This window comes from Thioalkalivibrio sp. ALE10 (genome assembly GCF_000381385.1).
Taxonomy (GTDB): Bacteria; Pseudomonadota; Gammaproteobacteria; order Ectothiorhodospirales; family Ectothiorhodospiraceae; genus Thioalkalivibrio.
On record NZ_KB906451.1, the window covers coordinates 133696 to 148657 of the forward strand.

Annotated in this window: 17 protein-coding genes; 3 read left to right on the forward strand and 14 right to left on the reverse strand. The window is 65.2% G+C overall.

All coding sequences use genetic code 11. The annotated features are described in order from the left end of the window. From F788_RS0105045 to cpaB, 8 genes are all read right to left on the reverse strand, one after another. Positions 1-309 (reverse strand): DUF3613 domain-containing protein, encoded by a 309-nt coding sequence (locus F788_RS0105045; protein WP_019589464.1) that lies wholly within the window; start codon positions 307-309, stop codon positions 1-3. Further along, a complete protein-coding gene (locus F788_RS0105050) occupies positions 309-935 on the reverse strand; it encodes a hypothetical protein (RefSeq protein ID WP_019589465.1) in 627 nt (208 codons plus the stop codon). Before F788_RS0105050 ends, F788_RS0105045 begins: the two co-directional genes overlap by 1 nt. 151 nt (positions 936-1086) lie before the next feature. After that, positions 1087-2031, reverse strand: coding sequence for a type II secretion system F family protein (locus F788_RS0105055; protein WP_019589466.1), 945 nt, complete (start codon positions 2029-2031; stop codon positions 1087-1089). A 10-nt stretch (positions 2032-2041) separates the two neighbouring features. Beyond that, positions 2042-2935: a type II secretion system F family protein gene (locus tag F788_RS0105060; RefSeq protein WP_019589467.1), complete on the reverse strand. Its 894-nt coding sequence runs from the start codon at positions 2933-2935 to the stop codon at positions 2042-2044. A 39-nt stretch (positions 2936-2974) separates the two neighbouring features. Continuing rightward, positions 2975-4222 carry a CpaF family protein gene (locus F788_RS0105065; protein ID WP_018937010.1) on the reverse strand — a complete coding sequence of 416 codons (1248 nt, stop codon included), beginning with the start codon at positions 4220-4222 and terminating at the stop codon, positions 2975-2977. After that, positions 4219-5433, reverse strand: coding sequence for a hypothetical protein (locus tag F788_RS0105070; protein WP_019589468.1), 1215 nt, complete (start codon positions 5431-5433; stop codon positions 4219-4221). The genes F788_RS0105065 and F788_RS0105070 overlap by 4 nt, the downstream gene beginning before the upstream one ends. Continuing rightward, positions 5433-6701 carry a type II and III secretion system protein family protein gene (locus F788_RS0105075; RefSeq protein WP_231372023.1) on the reverse strand — a complete coding sequence of 423 codons (1269 nt, stop codon included), beginning with the start codon at positions 6699-6701 and terminating at the stop codon, positions 5433-5435. Before F788_RS0105075 ends, F788_RS0105070 begins: the two co-directional genes overlap by 1 nt. A 19-nt stretch (positions 6702-6720) precedes the next feature. Next, a complete protein-coding gene (cpaB, locus tag F788_RS0105080; RefSeq protein WP_019589469.1) occupies positions 6721-7701 on the reverse strand; it encodes a Flp pilus assembly protein CpaB in 981 nt (326 codons plus the stop codon). Between the two features lie 300 nt (positions 7702-8001). Between cpaB and F788_RS0105085 the strand changes: the two genes are divergently transcribed. Both F788_RS0105085 and F788_RS0105090 read left to right on the forward strand, forming a co-directional pair. Beyond that, positions 8002-8181, forward strand: a complete 180-nt coding sequence (locus tag F788_RS0105085; protein ID WP_019589470.1) for a Flp family type IVb pilin — start codon at positions 8002-8004, stop codon at positions 8179-8181. Between the two features lie 30 nt (positions 8182-8211). Beyond that, the gene (locus F788_RS0105090; RefSeq protein ID WP_231372024.1) at positions 8212-8727 is read left to right on the forward strand and encodes a prepilin peptidase; all 516 of its coding nucleotides are present in this window, start codon (positions 8212-8214) and stop codon (positions 8725-8727) included. A 30-nt stretch (positions 8728-8757) separates the two neighbouring features. Here F788_RS0105090 and F788_RS0105095 read toward each other — a convergent pair whose 3' ends face one another. The 6 genes from F788_RS0105095 to F788_RS0105120 are packed head-to-tail and all read right to left on the reverse strand — an operon-like array spanning position 8758 to position 14198. Continuing rightward, the gene (locus tag F788_RS0105095) at positions 8758-9270 is read right to left on the reverse strand and encodes a C39 family peptidase (RefSeq protein ID WP_019589472.1); all 513 of its coding nucleotides are present in this window, start codon (positions 9268-9270) and stop codon (positions 8758-8760) included. Further along, positions 9267-9749 carry a hypothetical protein gene (locus F788_RS0105100; protein WP_019589473.1) on the reverse strand — a complete coding sequence of 161 codons (483 nt, stop codon included), beginning with the start codon at positions 9747-9749 and terminating at the stop codon, positions 9267-9269. The genes F788_RS0105095 and F788_RS0105100 overlap by 4 nt, the downstream gene beginning before the upstream one ends. A gap of 24 nt (positions 9750-9773) precedes the next feature. Then, positions 9774-11003 (reverse strand): ABC transporter permease, encoded by a 1230-nt coding sequence (locus tag F788_RS0105105; protein ID WP_018937002.1) that lies wholly within the window; start codon positions 11001-11003, stop codon positions 9774-9776. Further along, positions 11003-11710, reverse strand: coding sequence for an ABC transporter ATP-binding protein (locus F788_RS0105110; protein ID WP_019589474.1), 708 nt, complete (start codon positions 11708-11710; stop codon positions 11003-11005). The genes F788_RS0105105 and F788_RS0105110 overlap by 1 nt, the downstream gene beginning before the upstream one ends. 7 nt (positions 11711-11717) lie before the next feature. Next, on the reverse strand, positions 11718-12884 hold the full coding sequence (locus F788_RS0105115) for an efflux RND transporter periplasmic adaptor subunit (protein ID WP_019589475.1): 1167 nt from the start codon (positions 12882-12884) through the stop codon (positions 11718-11720). A gap of 21 nt (positions 12885-12905) precedes the next feature. After that, entirely contained in the window at positions 12906-14198 is a 1293-nt protein-coding gene (locus F788_RS0105120; RefSeq protein WP_019589476.1) for a TolC family protein, read from the reverse strand. Between the two features lie 321 nt (positions 14199-14519). Here F788_RS0105120 and F788_RS0105125 point away from each other — a divergent pair, with 321 nt between their 5' ends. Then, positions 14520-14702 carry a hypothetical protein gene (locus F788_RS0105125; RefSeq protein ID WP_019589477.1) on the forward strand — a complete coding sequence of 61 codons (183 nt, stop codon included), beginning with the start codon at positions 14520-14522 and terminating at the stop codon, positions 14700-14702. The last annotated feature ends 260 nt before the right edge of the window (positions 14703-14962 follow it).

Sequence of the window (14962 nt, forward strand, 5' to 3'; positions counted from 1 at the left end):
TCAATCCGCGCTGAACGAATCCCGATCGATGTAGTGCGGCGGAATGGGGTGGCTGAAGCTGTCCAGGTAACGCCGCAGTGCCCGGGTCCGTGCCGCTTCCGACAGTCCCTGAACATGCCCGGAAGCCTGCTCGCCGTCGCGCTGCATGGACAGCCAGTCGCGGGTCCCGGCTGACAGGGATGAATCGACCCCGGCATCCGCCACTGCCCGTGAACCGACCTCAGTCCCGGCGGTAACAGGCCCGGCCGTCATCCCCACCACGAGGAACAGTCCGCCGCTCACCACCGAAAACACGCTCAATGCCTTCATCACTCCACTCCTTCGTTCGGGATTCCGAGTTCAAACTCGTCGGCCGTGCCATCCAGAGGCTGCCCCAGGATGATCTCGCCCTGTGCCTCGAGCCGAGTGGCCTCGAGCCGATCGACGCGATCGTTCAGGCGGGACACCATCTCCGCGTCTGCCCCGTGTTCGCGGACCAGTTCATCCAGCGGCCGAGTCTCGCCCCGACTCAGGTACAGCAGCATGAGGTTCTCCAGTGCCCGCGAGCGCCCGTCATCCAGTTCCAGGGCAGTCCTGAGTTCGAACTCGGCATCGTGGTCCTTTTCCAGCAACATCAGCACGAACCCGTAATCATTCCGCACCTCCGAGACATTGGGCAGCGCGATCCGCGCCTCGCGCAGGTGCTCCTCCGCCGCTGCGTAATCCGCTTCCCTCAGGGAAAGAATGCCCAGGCCATGATGGGCTGCCCCTCGGTGGCAAGGATCATTCTTCACCTGCCTGAAGGCATCCCGTGCATCCTCGTGGCCAATGCGACTGAGTATCTGTCCACGCGCCAGAACCACCACGTCGTGCTGCGTACCCAGGGCATCAAGCTCGGCCAGGGCCGCATACCAGCGGCCCTCCATCGCCTGTTCCTCGGCCATCTGCATCGCCATACGCGTTTCGGTCCCCAGATCGGAGGCACAGTCCAACGCAGCAGTATGCTGCTCAGCTCCATCGCCACCGCCCGTGGGCAGCGCCGCGCAGCCATGGAGCAGCAATGACGTCACGATCACCGCCAATGAACCTGCAATCCGATGTCGCGTTCTATCCATCACCGACTCCCCCCAGTGCGTCGATCAGGCCAATGAATCCTGGCGCCGCCAGCACCGCGAGCAGGGCCGGGAACAGAAACAGCATCATCACCACGCTCATGCGCGCCGACATCTTGTTCACCCGCTCCTGCACCCGGGTCCGCTGACGGTCTTCGATCAGTTGCGACAGCCGCTGCAGCGGTGCCTTAACATCCCCGCCCTGTTCCACCAGCTGTTTCAGGATGAGGACCGCATCATCCAGCTCCGCGACTTCCAGTCCCTCTGCCATGTCACCGAGGGCCTGCGCCAGCGAGACCCCGGTGCCAACCTTCTGCAGGACCACGTCAAGCTCCGCCGCAAGATCCGGGATCAACGCGCGGCTCTCCGTCGCCACCACGCGCAGGGCCCCGTCTGCCGACTGTCCGGAATCAAACAGCATCCGCAGAAGCTGAACCATCACGTTGACCTGATCGCCGATCCGCCGTCCGCGCTCGTTCGCCACCGTCGCAATCACCCGCCGGGGCAACATCAGTGCCGCAAGTCCACCGGCCCCGAGCACCAGAAGGTCGCCGCCCTCAAGGCCATCCCCGGTGGCAGCCAGCAGCAAAAACAGAACAGCCACAAGTACGATCGGAGCGAACTGGACCATAAACGCGGTGGCCCGCCGCTTCGCCGGTCGGATCAGACCTGCACGCCGCAGAAGCCGCGCCAGCTCCGGGTCCGAGCCCCGCAATCTTGCGACCAGCGCCGCAGCCGACGGGCGGCTACGGGCCCTTTCCGGGCGTTCCACCCCAGCGGCCGAGCCGTAGTTCACCGCTTCCGCGCCCGTTGTTCCTTCCAGGCGCGCGGTGATGGCGTCCCGCTCCCCGCTCCCCTGCCACCAGAGCCATGCCGTCATGACACCGCCGCCCAGAAGCAGCAGGACCGCCATCAGTAGCAACCACATGCCGAGCGTCATCACATACCCCTCAAAGACTTCGCAGCATGCGCCAAAGGATCAGGACGCCCAGTGCCTGCCAGACGATCGCTCCCGCGAGGACCGCGGTACCGGCGGTGCTTTCGAGCATTGCAGCGTAGTAATCAGGATTCATGGAGACCGTATAGCCCGCCAGTCCGATTGGCAGCACCGCCAAGACCAGCGCGCTCACCCGCGTCTCGCCCGTAAGCGCACGCAATTCACGGCGCGCCTGCTCCTGCTGCCGGAGCATGCGCACCACCTGCTCCATCAGTTCCACGGCACTGCCGCCGTAACGCATGTTGAACTGGACCCCCAGGGCCAGCAGCCGCAGCGGATGCAGATCATAGTCCTCGGCGACACTCTCCATCGCCTCGCCCAGACTCACGCCCAGATCGACTTCCCGCACGACCCGCGCCAGAACCTCCCCCAGCGGGGCACGCATCTCCGCCGCCGCGCCCGTCACTGCAGCCGGGAGCGTCCGGCCGGCACGCAGACTCCGCACCACGTGTTCGGCAAATCCGGGAAGCTGCTGCTGGAGGAATTCCCGTCGCCGCCGGGCCGACCAGGTCAGCACGCCGTAAGTGATCCCCAGCCCCGCGACAATCCCGCCCAGCAGACCCGGCCAGCCCGCCAGCACGCTGCCCGTCAATATCACGAGCAGCCACAGCGCCCCGAGCGCGGCGGCAGGAAGGCGGCTTTCACCCATTCCGGCCCGCAGCCACAGCCGTTCCAGCCCGGACCGACGACGCGTCGGATCGCCGTTGGCCACGCTCCCCGCAGTCCTCAGGCGTTCATCGATTGCCGCGTTGTCTACCCGGGTCCAGCCCGCGCGCAGCACCAGCACACCCACGGCAAGCATCGCCACCGCTGCTCCCAGAAACAGGTATCCCTGAGGTTCCATCATCGCCCCCTCCCCTGGCCTGGCGCTCCCGGGGCCATCCCTTCAGTTTCTCCGCAGCTTGCCGGACGCCGGCGCACCTTCCCGGTGCACGATCCGGTCGTGGGCACGGTCCAGCTCGAACAGCACGTTGGTGACGTAATGACCGTCACGCACCGACACCACCTCCGCGACCTCGCTGATGCAGCGACGTCCATTCGGCAACCGCACCAGCTGAACGATCACGTCGACGGCCGCCCCGATCATCTGCCTCACGGTCGCCTCCTGGATCTGGCGACCGGCCATGCCGAACAGGGCTTCCATGCGCAGCAATGCATCACTGGCGCTGTTGGCATGAATCGTGGACATGGAGCCGTCATGGCCGGTATTCATCGCCTGCATCATGTCCATCACCTCGTCGCCGCGGACCTCACCCAGCACGATTCGATCAGGACGCATGCGCAGGGCGTTCTTCACCAGATCGCGCGCCGTTACTTCGCCGAAACCCTCGACGTTCGGAGGACGGGTTTCCAGACGAACGACATGGCGGTGGCCCAGCTGAAGCTCCCCCGTATCCTCAATGGTGACGACGCGCTCCGAGTCGCCGATGAATCCACTCAGTACGTTCAGAAGGGTCGTCTTGCCGGTGCTGGTACCGCCGCTCACCAGGATGTTGGCTCGCCGCTCGACGGCGTTGCGGAGAAAGGACAGCAGTTCCTCGTTGAGCGTGCCGTAGACGACCAGGTCCCTTCCCTGAAGAGGATCTGCCTTGAATTTGCGAATGGAGATGGAGGGCCCGTCCATCGCGACCGGCGGGATAACCGCGTTAACCCGGCTGCCATCCGGCAACCGTCCGTCCACCATCGGGCTCGCTTCATCCAGCCGGCGACCCAGCGGAGCGAGAATGCGTTCGATTACCCGGCGCACATGGGCGTCATCAATGAATCGCCGATCCGTCTCCTCCAGACGTCCTTCACGTTCCACCACGATGTGCTGGGCACCGTTGACCAGGATTTCCGACACCGAGGGATCCGACAGCAGCGCCTGAAGCGGCCCCAGCCCGGTCAGTTCGTCCACCAGATCTTCGGCCAGTCGGTCGAGATCCATCTGGGTCAGCGGCAGCTGATGCCCGGCGACGTACTGAGCAACCTTCTCCCGTACGTATTCGAGGACTGCACCTCGCACCCATGACGAGAGTTCCACCTCATCTTCCTCGATGGACTCGACCAGGTACCGATGCAGGTTCAGCTTCAGATCCTGCTCGTCCCCCTGGTCGCGTACCGCTACCCCTCCGCGGGCCACCCCTATCTTCATCCGTTCCTCCTGGTCATGCCGCGCAGCCACTCGCGGAACCCCCCGGGGCGGTCACCCTGGTGGGCATCCAGACGGCGGATCAGCGTCCGGATGCCCGCAACCAGGCTGTCCCGCGGCGCCATCTCGAACAGACTCTTGCCCAGATTGATCGCCCGCATCCGCTGCAGACCATTCCCCGGGAGCGTTACCAACAACGGCGCCCCGATCCGTTCAGCAACCGTATCCGCATCAGGGGCCAACCGTGACTGAACACGGTCAACCACCACGCGCAACGAGCGGATCTGCGTCCCGGCCGTGCGCATCTGATCCAGGCGTTTCACGTTCTGTCGGAAACTGGGCACGCTCTGGTCCACCAGCTGCAGCACCTCATCGGCATTATTCAGCATCACATGGAGGAAGGCGCCCTGCGGAAGCCCCCCCAGATTCACGACCACATGCGAGTAATGACGCTTCAGGGTGCCCAGCAGCAGATACAACTCGGCGGTGGAAACCTCTTCTTCCCCATCGCCGTCTTCCGGGATGGACAGCACGTGGACCCCCGAGCCGTCGGACGGCAACGCGCTCTCCAGCAACGTCTGGTCGAGGCGCCGGAGGTTGCGCATCGCATCAAAAAAGGTGAAAGACGACTCCAGACCGAGGAGTGTCAGGCAATCACCGGACGGCACGCCCAGATCCAGGAGCAGCACCCGCGAGGACGGTTTCTCGTGCCGCAGACCAACCGCCAGATGGGAAGCAATGAAGGCATTCGACAAATCGGGGCGGGCGTTCATGACCGCCCACACCACGCCCCGATCATCGCGATCATCCTGCTGGACCGGAACACGATCGAGTGCCCGGCGCACCAGTGCCCGTACCTCGCTCGCCCGGGTCCCGACCGCGAGAAAGTCACGTGCACCGGCACGCATCGCGGCCAGCAGCTCGTCGCGTGCATTACCGTCACCGACCGCGATGACGGTCAGCATCGGCCGCGCGGCCGTGATTCCCTCAATCAGGGCCGAGGCACGATTCAGATCACCCGCCGTCACCCCGACGAACATCACCCGGGCATCGCCGAGGTCCAGCAGCCCCAGCACCTCGTCGAGCTGATCCGATTCGGCCGGAACAACTGCGCCGAGGTCACCCAGACTCATCTTCAGCCACTCCAGCTCGCGGCCACCCAGCAGACTCGCCACGAAACGGGAAGGCGCATCCAGTCTCGGTTCTTCCGTCATCACCGGGCCTCTCCGCTGCCGCTCCGGAGACGATCGAAACTGCCGTCCTCCAGGAAGAACTGCTCGGCCGCATTCGGCGAATACTCCCGATACGCCTCCCCCGGGAGATCCGGGAGATCCGCGTCTCGCGACATCGGCTGCACCAGATGCGGGGTCACGATCATCAGCAGTTCTCGATCATCCTCTTCCACCATTGAGTTGCGGAAAAAGGCCCCGAGCACCGGAATCTCTCCCAATCCCGGCAGGCGATCCACCTGCGACGCGGTACTGCTGCTCACCAGCCCCGAAATCACGAAACTCTCGCCGTCCCCCAGGGAGACCGTCGTATCCGTTCGCCGAACCCGGATACCGGGCACCATGGTCCCCTCGATCTGCACACCCGACGACTGATCCAGCTCGCTCACCTCCGGGGCCACCTTGAGGGTCACCTGGTTCTCGTCGATCACCGTCGGTGTCAGCGAGACCCGGACGCCGAACTCCTTGAACTGCACGTTCACCGAATCGGACCCCGACGTCGGGACCGGAACCGGGAACTCGCCCCCGGCGTGGAACGTCGCGTTCTGCCCGCTCAGGGCGACAAGACTGGGTTCGGCGAGGGTGTAGGCGAAGTCGCTGGATTCCAGCGCGTTGATCAGCGAAAGGAAACGGTCCCCGCCTCCGCCATAAAAGATATTGAAACCATCTTCCGACCCCGGGATGCCCGATGAGGCACCGGCAATCCCCCCGGGCACCCCGCGACCATCCACGACCCCCGGGGTACCGAACAGGAAGTTCGAAGAACCCCGGCGGCCCAGGAACGAAGCCCCGAGTTCCCGCAGCTTGGAACGGCTGACTTCCACCAGCCGGATATCCGCCTGCACCTGCATCGGGAGATCCGCCACCTCCTCGCGGCTATGTTCGCGCTCATGAACTTTCAACGCCTCACTGGCGGATACCGTCACCAGCGAACGTTCCGGATCAGGGTTGCAGGAGGTCCAGACGTACAGCGATGTCAGGCCGCCCCCCACCCCCGTCACCAGGACTTCGTTGCCATTCACGGCGGCCACGTCCGCCACCGCGTCGTCGCCGACCGCGACTCTCTCGATCCGCGTAGGAAACTCGATCCTTTTCTGGGTGCCTTCATCCATATGCTGCATGTGCGGCATGATCTCGTTAACGCGATCACAACCCGCTGTTGCCGGCGCCGCCACCGCCCACGCCAGCGCAGCCACCGCCACCAGCTTCATCATGCGCCGGGGCCCGGGCGCGCCGGCCGGCTTCCCTGTCATTGCGTGCATCACTACCCCCTCACTGCTCGGATGGTTGAATCGCTTCGGAATCGCCGCCACGGTGCAAAAATACCGGCGGCGGCTCCGGCGCGCCGGGTTCGGCTTCCTCGCGCCGCGGTTCCGGCCGCAGATCGTCCAGCGCCAGCAGACCGCGGTCCCCGTCTTCGTCTTCGGGTTCTCGCAGCACGTCCAGGGTCAACGGATCCTGCCGCTCACGCTCGTCGTATTCGTCGAAGGCTTCGCGGTCGAAGTCGGGCCGCCGTTCCACCGCCGGCCGCGCGGCCAGACGCAACGAACCGGCATGATCAGCCAGCATCAGAAGCGTCGCCTCCTCGTCCGGCACCGCCAGCACGGCGGTACTGGCTCCGCGACGCCGGCTGCCCTCGTCGTCCTCGTCACGATCGACCACGCCATCGGCCGGGACCGCGAGATCCTTGCCATAGGCCAGTACACGGAGATTGCGGTGGGCATGCTGCGCCGATTCATCGACATCGGCCCGCCGTTCGCCCGGCAGATGCAGGAGCACGTCCACACGATCGCCCGGCCGCAGAAAGCCGCCGGCGCCCGTTTCATCATTGACACTGATGGCCACGGCCCGCTCCCCCGGCCCCAGCGAACGGGTCAGCTGACTCGCCCGTGCAAAGCGCGCTTCCGTCAGGGGCTCGTGAGCGCGCACCCGACTCGCGAGCATCCGCCCCACGACCTCTTCCTTCTTCCCAAAGGCGAGGGGCGGCACCTCGCGCAGGCGTTCCACGTGCAGGTCCTCGGCCCGTACCAGCTCGCCCGCGGCCAGATCCCGGCTGGCGAACACCACGTCCACCCGGTCCTCGTCGACCGAATCTTCAGCGTCCTCTCGGGGGTCCGGCTCTTCTTCCTCACGAGCCTCGACCTCCGGCTCGCTCACGGCCGGCGTGGTGGACAACTGGATCCCCAGCCAGCCCAGCACCAGCGCCGCCGCGAAAAACACCACGGCCAGCCCCATCAGCAATCGGCTGCTCATCAACTGTTCTCCTTTTGCCTCGTTCCGGCGACATGTCCCATGCCCCGCCGACATGGCCGGGATGACCGCACGGACTCCACGTCGCCCCGACACCGTCGCCCCGCCGAATGGCATACACGATGGTTTCCGCATCGCGGCGGCGGCAATCATACTTCAGGACTAGTTCCTTCGTAATAGTTTGCTTATGTACCTTTAAATTTATGGGTATTTGCCCCAGACAAGCCGCTCGCCGAAATTCCTTACGGGTTCAGCATGAATGGAATAACCCACCCGTGGATCGTGGAAATCAAGGAGTACGCCATGAAGTATTTCATCCGTAACCTCTGGAACGACGAAGAAGGAGCTTCTGCCATAGAATATGCGTTGATCGCCGCGTTGATCGCTGTAGCAATCGCGGGTGCAGTGACGCTCGCCGGCGAAGAAATAGAAGAGTTGTTCGACACCATCGTCGAGGAGATTGGAGGTGCTGGGGAGGGTTGACGCCCCCAGCCAGGTTCATCCTGAAGCACGATGTGGCCTTTGCTGACAACCATCGGCCTTGCCCTGTGGGCGCTCGCCTGCGCCGCCCTCGACTGGCGTGAGCGACGCATCCCCAACGCCCTGACGGCCCCCGCCATGCTGGCGGGGGCCTTCTACGTGGTGGCATTCCAGTTCACCCTGCTGGGCCAGACACCCTGGACCCATGCGCTGGGCGGCATCGGTCTGGCACTGGCATTCGCCCTGCCGGGCTATCTGCTCGGCAAGCTGGGTGGCGGTGACGTGAAGATGTTGCTGGCGGTGGCCCTGCTCGGCGGGTTCCCCGCGGTACTGGCGGCCGTCCTCGGGGCAGGGGGCCTGGCGGTACTGCTGCTGGGCGCCACGCTCACCGGGCGCTCGGCCGCAGTCAGCACTCTGCCCCTGCCTGCCAGCGTGCAGCGGCTCGGTCGCGGGGTCGCGACCGCCGATCTGCGCCGCATCCCGCTGGGGGTCGGCTTCGCCGCCGGGCTCGTCGTCTACGCGTTCGCGCTGGCGTGGCCGGCGGCCTGAAGGCGCCCGGGACCATCCGGGCGCGTATTCCTAAGGGGGCGGGAACCAGTCCAGCGGTGAGGATTCGGCTCGGCGGCCGGGCAGATCCTCCGGGCCCTTGAGGGGCAGCCAGTCCGAATCCGCCTGGTCCACGTACAGCACGCGGCCTTCGCCACGCCCGGCGGTCCACAGCACCTCGAATGCGTCACGGCTTACATGCCGATCACCGCGCGCGGGGTCAGCGAGGCGTATGTTCTCCGCATCCACTCCGCGCAGCACGACATAGTGGCCCAGCTCACGCGAGCCCTGCAGATGCAGAATCCCGGGCCGTCCGACACGCCCCAGCGTCGCGGTATCCAGCGCATAGCCATGTGCCCGCAGCCCCAGGCCCGCCGCGCAGCGCCGCAGTCGATCCATGTCCACCGCCTTCCGGGTACCCAGTTTACGCAGGATGCCGGCCTCGTCCGCGGGCTGGCCCAGCACCTCCCGCAGGAGGGTTGCCAGGGCCGCCGCGCCGCAGGTGCGAGCGTGGGTCTGCCGCACTACCCGTTCGCCGCGGCTCATGCCCACAACCGTGCATAGGCAACGGCCACCACCGCGATGATGGCCCAGACCAGCAGCATCAGGCCCGCAGCCTGCCCCCGGCTCAGGCGGGCGATCTGGTGCAGCAGCACATAGACCAGCCCGAAGGTCACGAGCACGGCGATCAACCCCATCACCGGAACGGGCCCGAGGATCAGCGGTAACATGATGATGATACTGGCTGCATGAATCTTCAGCGGCGACTCGGTCCGGCCGAGGACCAGAGCCAGAACCACCCAGACGCTGGCCGCAAGCAGCACAGAGAACGAGACCGCCGCCTGCAACGCCTCAAGGAATTCCTCCACGGGCGTCTTTACACCGGCCAGCAGGCTGAGTGCAGTGTTGAGCACCACGATCACTAGCAGGAGCCCTATCCCCTGCAGCCATTCCGCGACGCCTCCTTCGAGCTCTTCCAGCACCCCCAGAGGGCGGCGCGCCAGTTTGCTGTAAAGTGATGCCATGCTTCCCTCGCGTCATTGGTCCAACTAGTCGTAGCGCAACGCTTCCATCGGGGACAGCGTCGACGCCTTCTGCGCCGGGTAATACCCGAAAAAACCGCCAATCGACGCCGAGAACAACACCACTGCAAGAACAATGAGTAAGTCGAGCTCCGGCGTCCACGGCAGAAACTGCGCGACCAGCAGCAGCGAAAGGCCGGCCAGCGCCAGGCCAATCAATCCGCCCACGACCGTCAGCATCGCCGCTTCCCCGAGAAACTGCATTCGGATCCGTCCGGCCGTCGCGCCCACGGCGCGCCGGATCCCGATCTCGCTGACCCGCTCGCTGACCGAGGCCAGCATCACGTTCATAACGCCGATTCCACCCACGACGAGGCTCACTCCGGCAATGCTGACCAGAATCCAGGTCATAGCATCAACGATGCGCCCGGCGAGGCTCGCAATCTCGCCGAAATCGGTCACGCTGTGGGCCGCACCGTTACGTGCCAGGTTGCGCTTCGCCGACATCAGATACAGTTCAATCGAACGCTCTACGGCATCCTTGTACTCGCGGTCCGCCTCCACGAGGATGTGCTGCACGTGCTGCACCCCCTCCACCTGCCGCTGGACAAAGCTCACCGGCACCAGCAGTTCGGTATCCTGCCCGTCGCCCAGAGCCGCATCCTCGCGTTCTGCAAGCACCCCGACCACCTCGACCGAGCGCTCCTGAAACTGCACGACGCGCCCCAGGGCCGGTCGGTTACCGAACAGACGGTCCGCCAGTTCGGCACCTATCACCCCGACCGCCGAACCCCGGTTTGCATCGCTCTCCGTCAGGCCCCGCCCGCGCGCGATTTCCATGTCCCGCATAGCGAAGTAACCGGGCGTCGTTCCCACCATCGTGCCCACGGCGCGCCGGTCACTGCGCCGGAGCTCGCCACGGATCTGATAGACCGGGGCGGCATCACGGACATGTTCGATCCCGGATGCGATCTCCTGCGCATCCCTGGCATGCAGGCTTTCCGCGATCCGCGGATCGAAGAATGACGTTGGATCTTCGGGGTTCCCTGGGGTTACCACCAGCAGATCCGACCCCAGCACCTGCACCTGGGCCTCGATGTAGTTCTTGGCACCCAGACCAATGCCGATGAGTGTCACCACCGACCAGATGCCAACCGCAATCCCCAGAATGGTGAGTGCGGAACGGACCTTGTGCTCGCGCAACAGGGCGAGCGCATCCCCCAGGCTGGTCAGGAACTCGGCAAGCCGGACATGCATCAGCGAATGCCCTCCCCGACCGGCGGAACCCGTCGCAGCTGCCCCTGTTCTAGCCGATAACTGAAAGTCGCCCGCGCAGCCAGGTCCATGTCATGGGTCACGAGAATGACCGCCAGGTCCGGTTCCTGGCCCTGCAGCGTTTCGATGATCCGCATCACCGACGCACCCGTTTCCGGATCCAGGTTGCCGGTCGGCTCGTCCAGCAGAAGGATCCGCGGGCGCACCGCCAGCGCCCGCGCGATCGCCACCCGTTGCTGCTGTCCCCCGGAGAGCTGACGCGGGCGATGTTCGGCATGCGAGTCGAGTCCAACCTGACTTAGCGCGTGTTGCGACCGTTCCGTTTTCTCCCGCGGCGTCAGATCGTCGCGATAATCCAGCGGCATCGCCACGTTGCGCAGTGCGCTCATGCGGTCCACCAGGTGGAAACGCTGAAAAACGAATCCCAGAACCCTGCCGCGAAAAGTGGACAGGGCCTCGTCCGACAGGGACGACGTTTCCGTCCCTTCCACCCGCACCACACCGCGGTCGGGGCGTTCCAGACAGCCCAGCACGTGGAGCAGCGTGGACTTGCCGGAGCCGGAGGGACCGACAATCGAGACGTAATCCCCGCGCGCCACCGTGATGCTGGCACCCCGCAGGGGCTCGACCCGGTGGCCGCCCACCGAAAACCCCTTCTCGACCTTGTCCAGTGCCAGGACTTCGGACACGGGTCCTTCACTCGTCCAGCAGGACGCGAACGTTCGCCAGGTCCCCATCCGCATCTTCAAGGGCCGCGTACTCGTCATCCTGAAAATCGATTTGCACGCCAGCGGGCTCTACGCGCCCCGCATCGTCGACCACCCAGATGACCGTGAAGTCCTGGTCCCTGAGGGACTTCACTCTCTCTTCGTGCTCGCCCTGGAATTCCGACGGCGGCTGATACGCCAGGGCTTCGACCGGTACCGCCCGACGTTCCCGATTGTCACCGACGTCGATCCGCGCCCGGGCACTCATGCCCGGGTAGAAAGCCCCATTCTCATTCGCCGTCCGGGCAATCACCCGGTAATGCCGCACGCCATCGCTGTTCCGGGCACCCCGTTCGACTTCCTCCACAGTGGCGCGGTGGTCCTCCCCGGGGCGCGCCTCGATGGAAAACTGCACTTCCTGCCCGGCTTCCACTCGACCGACGTCCGCCTCATGCACATCCAGGAACAGGCGTATTTCATCCAGGGAGGGAGCGACTTCTGCCAAAGGCGTCGAAGTACTGGACGAAACGGGTTGCCCCGGCTCTGCGTGCACCGACAACAGGACCCCGTCGAACGGGCTTTTGATCCGGGTGTTCTCAAGATCCTCACTGGTACGCTGCAGGTGCACACGGGCACGTTCGACCTCGGCTTCGGCCCTTTCCCGTGCCGCCCGGGCCTCCAGATAATCTGCCCGCGCCTGTTCGAACTCCTCGCGCGGGATCAGGTCCTGGTTCGCCAGCCGGCGGGCGCGCTCCTTGCTGCTGCGCGCCTGTTCATACCGGCTCACCGCGGTGGCCTCCTCTGCCTTGGCACTCCAGATTGCCGCTTCGGCCTCGCGGTGCTCATGCCGAACCTGGCGGTCATCCAGCTCGACCAGCACATCGCCTTTGCTGACCTCACCGCGCCCCCGAGCAATCTCCACCACCGCACCCGGGACCCGGGCAAAAAGGGCCCGCTGCCCGCTGGCCCGCAACTCCCCATCCGCGCGCACCTCGGCCCTGACCACGCGTTCGGCAATCGGCGCAGTCACGGCACCGTCCGGCAGGCCCCCGTCATCCGGCAACACGATGAGTGCCACCAGCAACGCAAGCACCACCGCAGCCACCAGTCCCAACCGCAAGGCAAAGATCTGGTTGCCGTTACGCCCCTGGAACATGCCGCGTATCACCCGGCCGCCCTAGCGCAGCGTGTCGGTCGGAATAGACCCGAGCGCCCAGTAGAGACTCGCCAGAGCTTTCTGGCGATCGAACCGCGCACCCTCCAGTCGCGCCTGGGCTTCCGCCACATCCACCTGCGCATCCGACAAATCCGAAAAGCTCCGCACGCCCTCACGGTAGCCACCCCTGGCGTTGCGCAGATCCTCCTCCGACGCCGCCAGGGCACGCTGAGCCAGCTCGATCCGCTCTTCGGCTTCCACCAGGTCGTTTTCGGCCTCCCGGGCCTGCGTAACGACTTCGTTATAGCGTTGTTCACGCGCCGCCGCCGCTGCCAGCTGCCGGGCCCGTGCCTCGGCCACCCGCGAATCCCGGGCACCTCCGTCAAACATTTCCCAGCGAAGCTCCACACCGACCGTGTAATTGGGTGCGGTGCCCCCGTCGGCAAACTTCTCCACCCGGTACGTCGCGCCAGCCTGCAAGGTCGGGCGGAAACTCCGCCGATGCCGTTCCAGCTCGGCGCGCCGTGCTTCCACCGTTCGTACCTCTGCGACCACGCCCGGATGCTCCTCGGCCCAGTCCGTGTCTTCCAGCGCCTGCCTCCAGTCGCCCGGATCCCGAATGCGACTGCGCGTATCCACATCGAAGTCGGCGCGGTGGGGATGGACGCCCATTGCCCGGATCAGCCGCAGCCGGTGCCGCTCCACCGCGTTACGGGTTTCCGTAACGTCCACCTCGGCCCGCGCCACATCCGCATCGGCCCGCGCCACATCACCGGACGTCGCACGCCCTGCTTGATGCAGCCGCCGCGCCAGCGCCGCCGACTCTTCCTGCCGCGCGAGCGCTTCCTCGTGCACCTCAAGCAGTGCCTGTGCATGCAGGAGATCGAAGTATCCCTTCGCCACTTCCAGCACCGTGTCCGCTTCCACCACGTTCTCGCGTGCCCGTGCCGCCGCTCGGTCGCCCAGCGCCGCATCCTTCTCGCTGCGGCGCTGACCGAAATCCCACAGGATGTATTCGGCCGAGACATCACTGCTGTAACGGGTAAAGCCCGACATGTCCCGATCCGGTTCGTCCACCGTCACGGGCTCCGTGCCCGGAAAGATTCCGCTGAAGTCCAGCTCCGGCCGCCCCTCCTCCGGGGAAGCACTGTTGAGTGTGAGATGGTCCACCCCCGCCCCGACGTTCACGCGCGGGCGATAGGCCGCCTCGGCTCGTTCCACCCCGGCCTGTGCCACGTCCCGCTCGGCCCGGGTGCGATGGACTTCGGGGTTATTGTCGAGGGCGATCTGGATTGCGCTTTCAAGGGTGAGCACGTCCGCTCCCGCCACGGGGACGGAGGCTGTCACGATACTCAATCCCAGCCCCATGAGGGCCTGACGCGTCGCTTCTTTCAACCGAGCATGAAACAAGGTGCGCCTCCATAACTATAAAGAGCGTACATCATGCAAACGGACAGTCCGGAACCGAAGTACCGTTTCCTACTAGTCTTTTCGCTCTTCCTGTTCCCAATACTTCCCTACGTCCACCAATTGCCAGCTCGCGGATCGTTGACGTAAAAAACGGATCCGTATTTACTGGATCCCGTCGGTGATCGCCGACCTGTGAAGGAGCAAACACAGCCAAAGGAGGCAAGCATGTTCCGCGAACTGGACACTGCAGAAATGGAAACCGTCGTCGGTGGCGCCGATGCCACGATCAATCTCGGTGCCCTGGGCACCATCACCGTCGACGCCGCCATGCCGGCCCTCGCCGCGGTCGCTGAAGCAACCAACGACCTGCTGATTGGCCTGACCGGAGTGCTCGGCGGAGTCCTCTGAAAAAGAGCGCAAAGCGTGCTCCATTGCTCTCATTCGTGAACGTCACGGGTGAGAGACACGGTCTATCCTCGAGCGCCCCCCTGTCTCGAGGATAGTAGCTCCCCTTACCCATCCGGGGGAGCGCTCAGAGGGAGGAGATCGGATCTCCTTCCTCTGTTTTTTTTTGTGCAAACACAAAAAAGGCGACATACCGACCGGCATGCCGCCCGTACTTCCGGCTGCAACCGGGCCTTAGAGCAGTCCGCCCAGCAGACCGCCAC

Coding starts and splice junctions, on each gene's coding strand:
- F788_RS0105100 (WP_019589473.1), bottom strand. CDS start 9,749: ATGGCATCACTTTACAGCAAACTGGCGCGCCGCCCTCTGGGGGTGCTG.
- F788_RS0105055 (WP_019589466.1), bottom strand. CDS start 2,031: ATGACGCTCGGCATGTGGTTGCTACTGATGGCGGTCCTGCTGCTTCTG.
- F788_RS0105050 (WP_019589465.1), bottom strand. CDS start 935: ATGGCGATGCAGATGGCCGAGGAACAGGCGATGGAGGGCCGCTGGTAT.
- F788_RS0105090 (WP_231372024.1), top strand. CDS start 8,212: ATGTGGCCTTTGCTGACAACCATCGGCCTTGCCCTGTGGGCGCTCGCC.
- F788_RS0105060 (WP_019589467.1), bottom strand. CDS start 2,935: ATGATGGAACCTCAGGGATACCTGTTTCTGGGAGCAGCGGTGGCGATG.
- F788_RS0105065 (WP_018937010.1), bottom strand. CDS start 4,222: ATGAAGATAGGGGTGGCCCGCGGAGGGGTAGCGGTACGCGACCAGGGG.
- F788_RS0105115 (WP_019589475.1), bottom strand. CDS start 12,884: ATGTTCCAGGGGCGTAACGGCAACCAGATCTTTGCCTTGCGGTTGGGA.
- cpaB (WP_019589469.1), bottom strand. CDS start 7,701: ATGAGCAGCCGATTGCTGATGGGGCTGGCCGTGGTGTTTTTCGCGGCG.
- F788_RS0105085 (WP_019589470.1), top strand. CDS start 8,002: ATGAAGTATTTCATCCGTAACCTCTGGAACGACGAAGAAGGAGCTTCT.
- F788_RS0105075 (WP_231372023.1), bottom strand. CDS start 6,701: ATGACAGGGAAGCCGGCCGGCGCGCCCGGGCCCCGGCGCATGATGAAG.
- F788_RS0105045 (WP_019589464.1), bottom strand. CDS start 309: ATGAAGGCATTGAGCGTGTTTTCGGTGGTGAGCGGCGGACTGTTCCTC.
- F788_RS0105095 (WP_019589472.1), bottom strand. CDS start 9,270: ATGAGCCGCGGCGAACGGGTAGTGCGGCAGACCCACGCTCGCACCTGC.
- F788_RS0105105 (WP_018937002.1), bottom strand. CDS start 11,003: ATGCATGTCCGGCTTGCCGAGTTCCTGACCAGCCTGGGGGATGCGCTC.
- F788_RS0105070 (WP_019589468.1), bottom strand. CDS start 5,433: ATGACGGAAGAACCGAGACTGGATGCGCCTTCCCGTTTCGTGGCGAGT.
- F788_RS0105125 (WP_019589477.1), top strand. CDS start 14,520: ATGTTCCGCGAACTGGACACTGCAGAAATGGAAACCGTCGTCGGTGGC.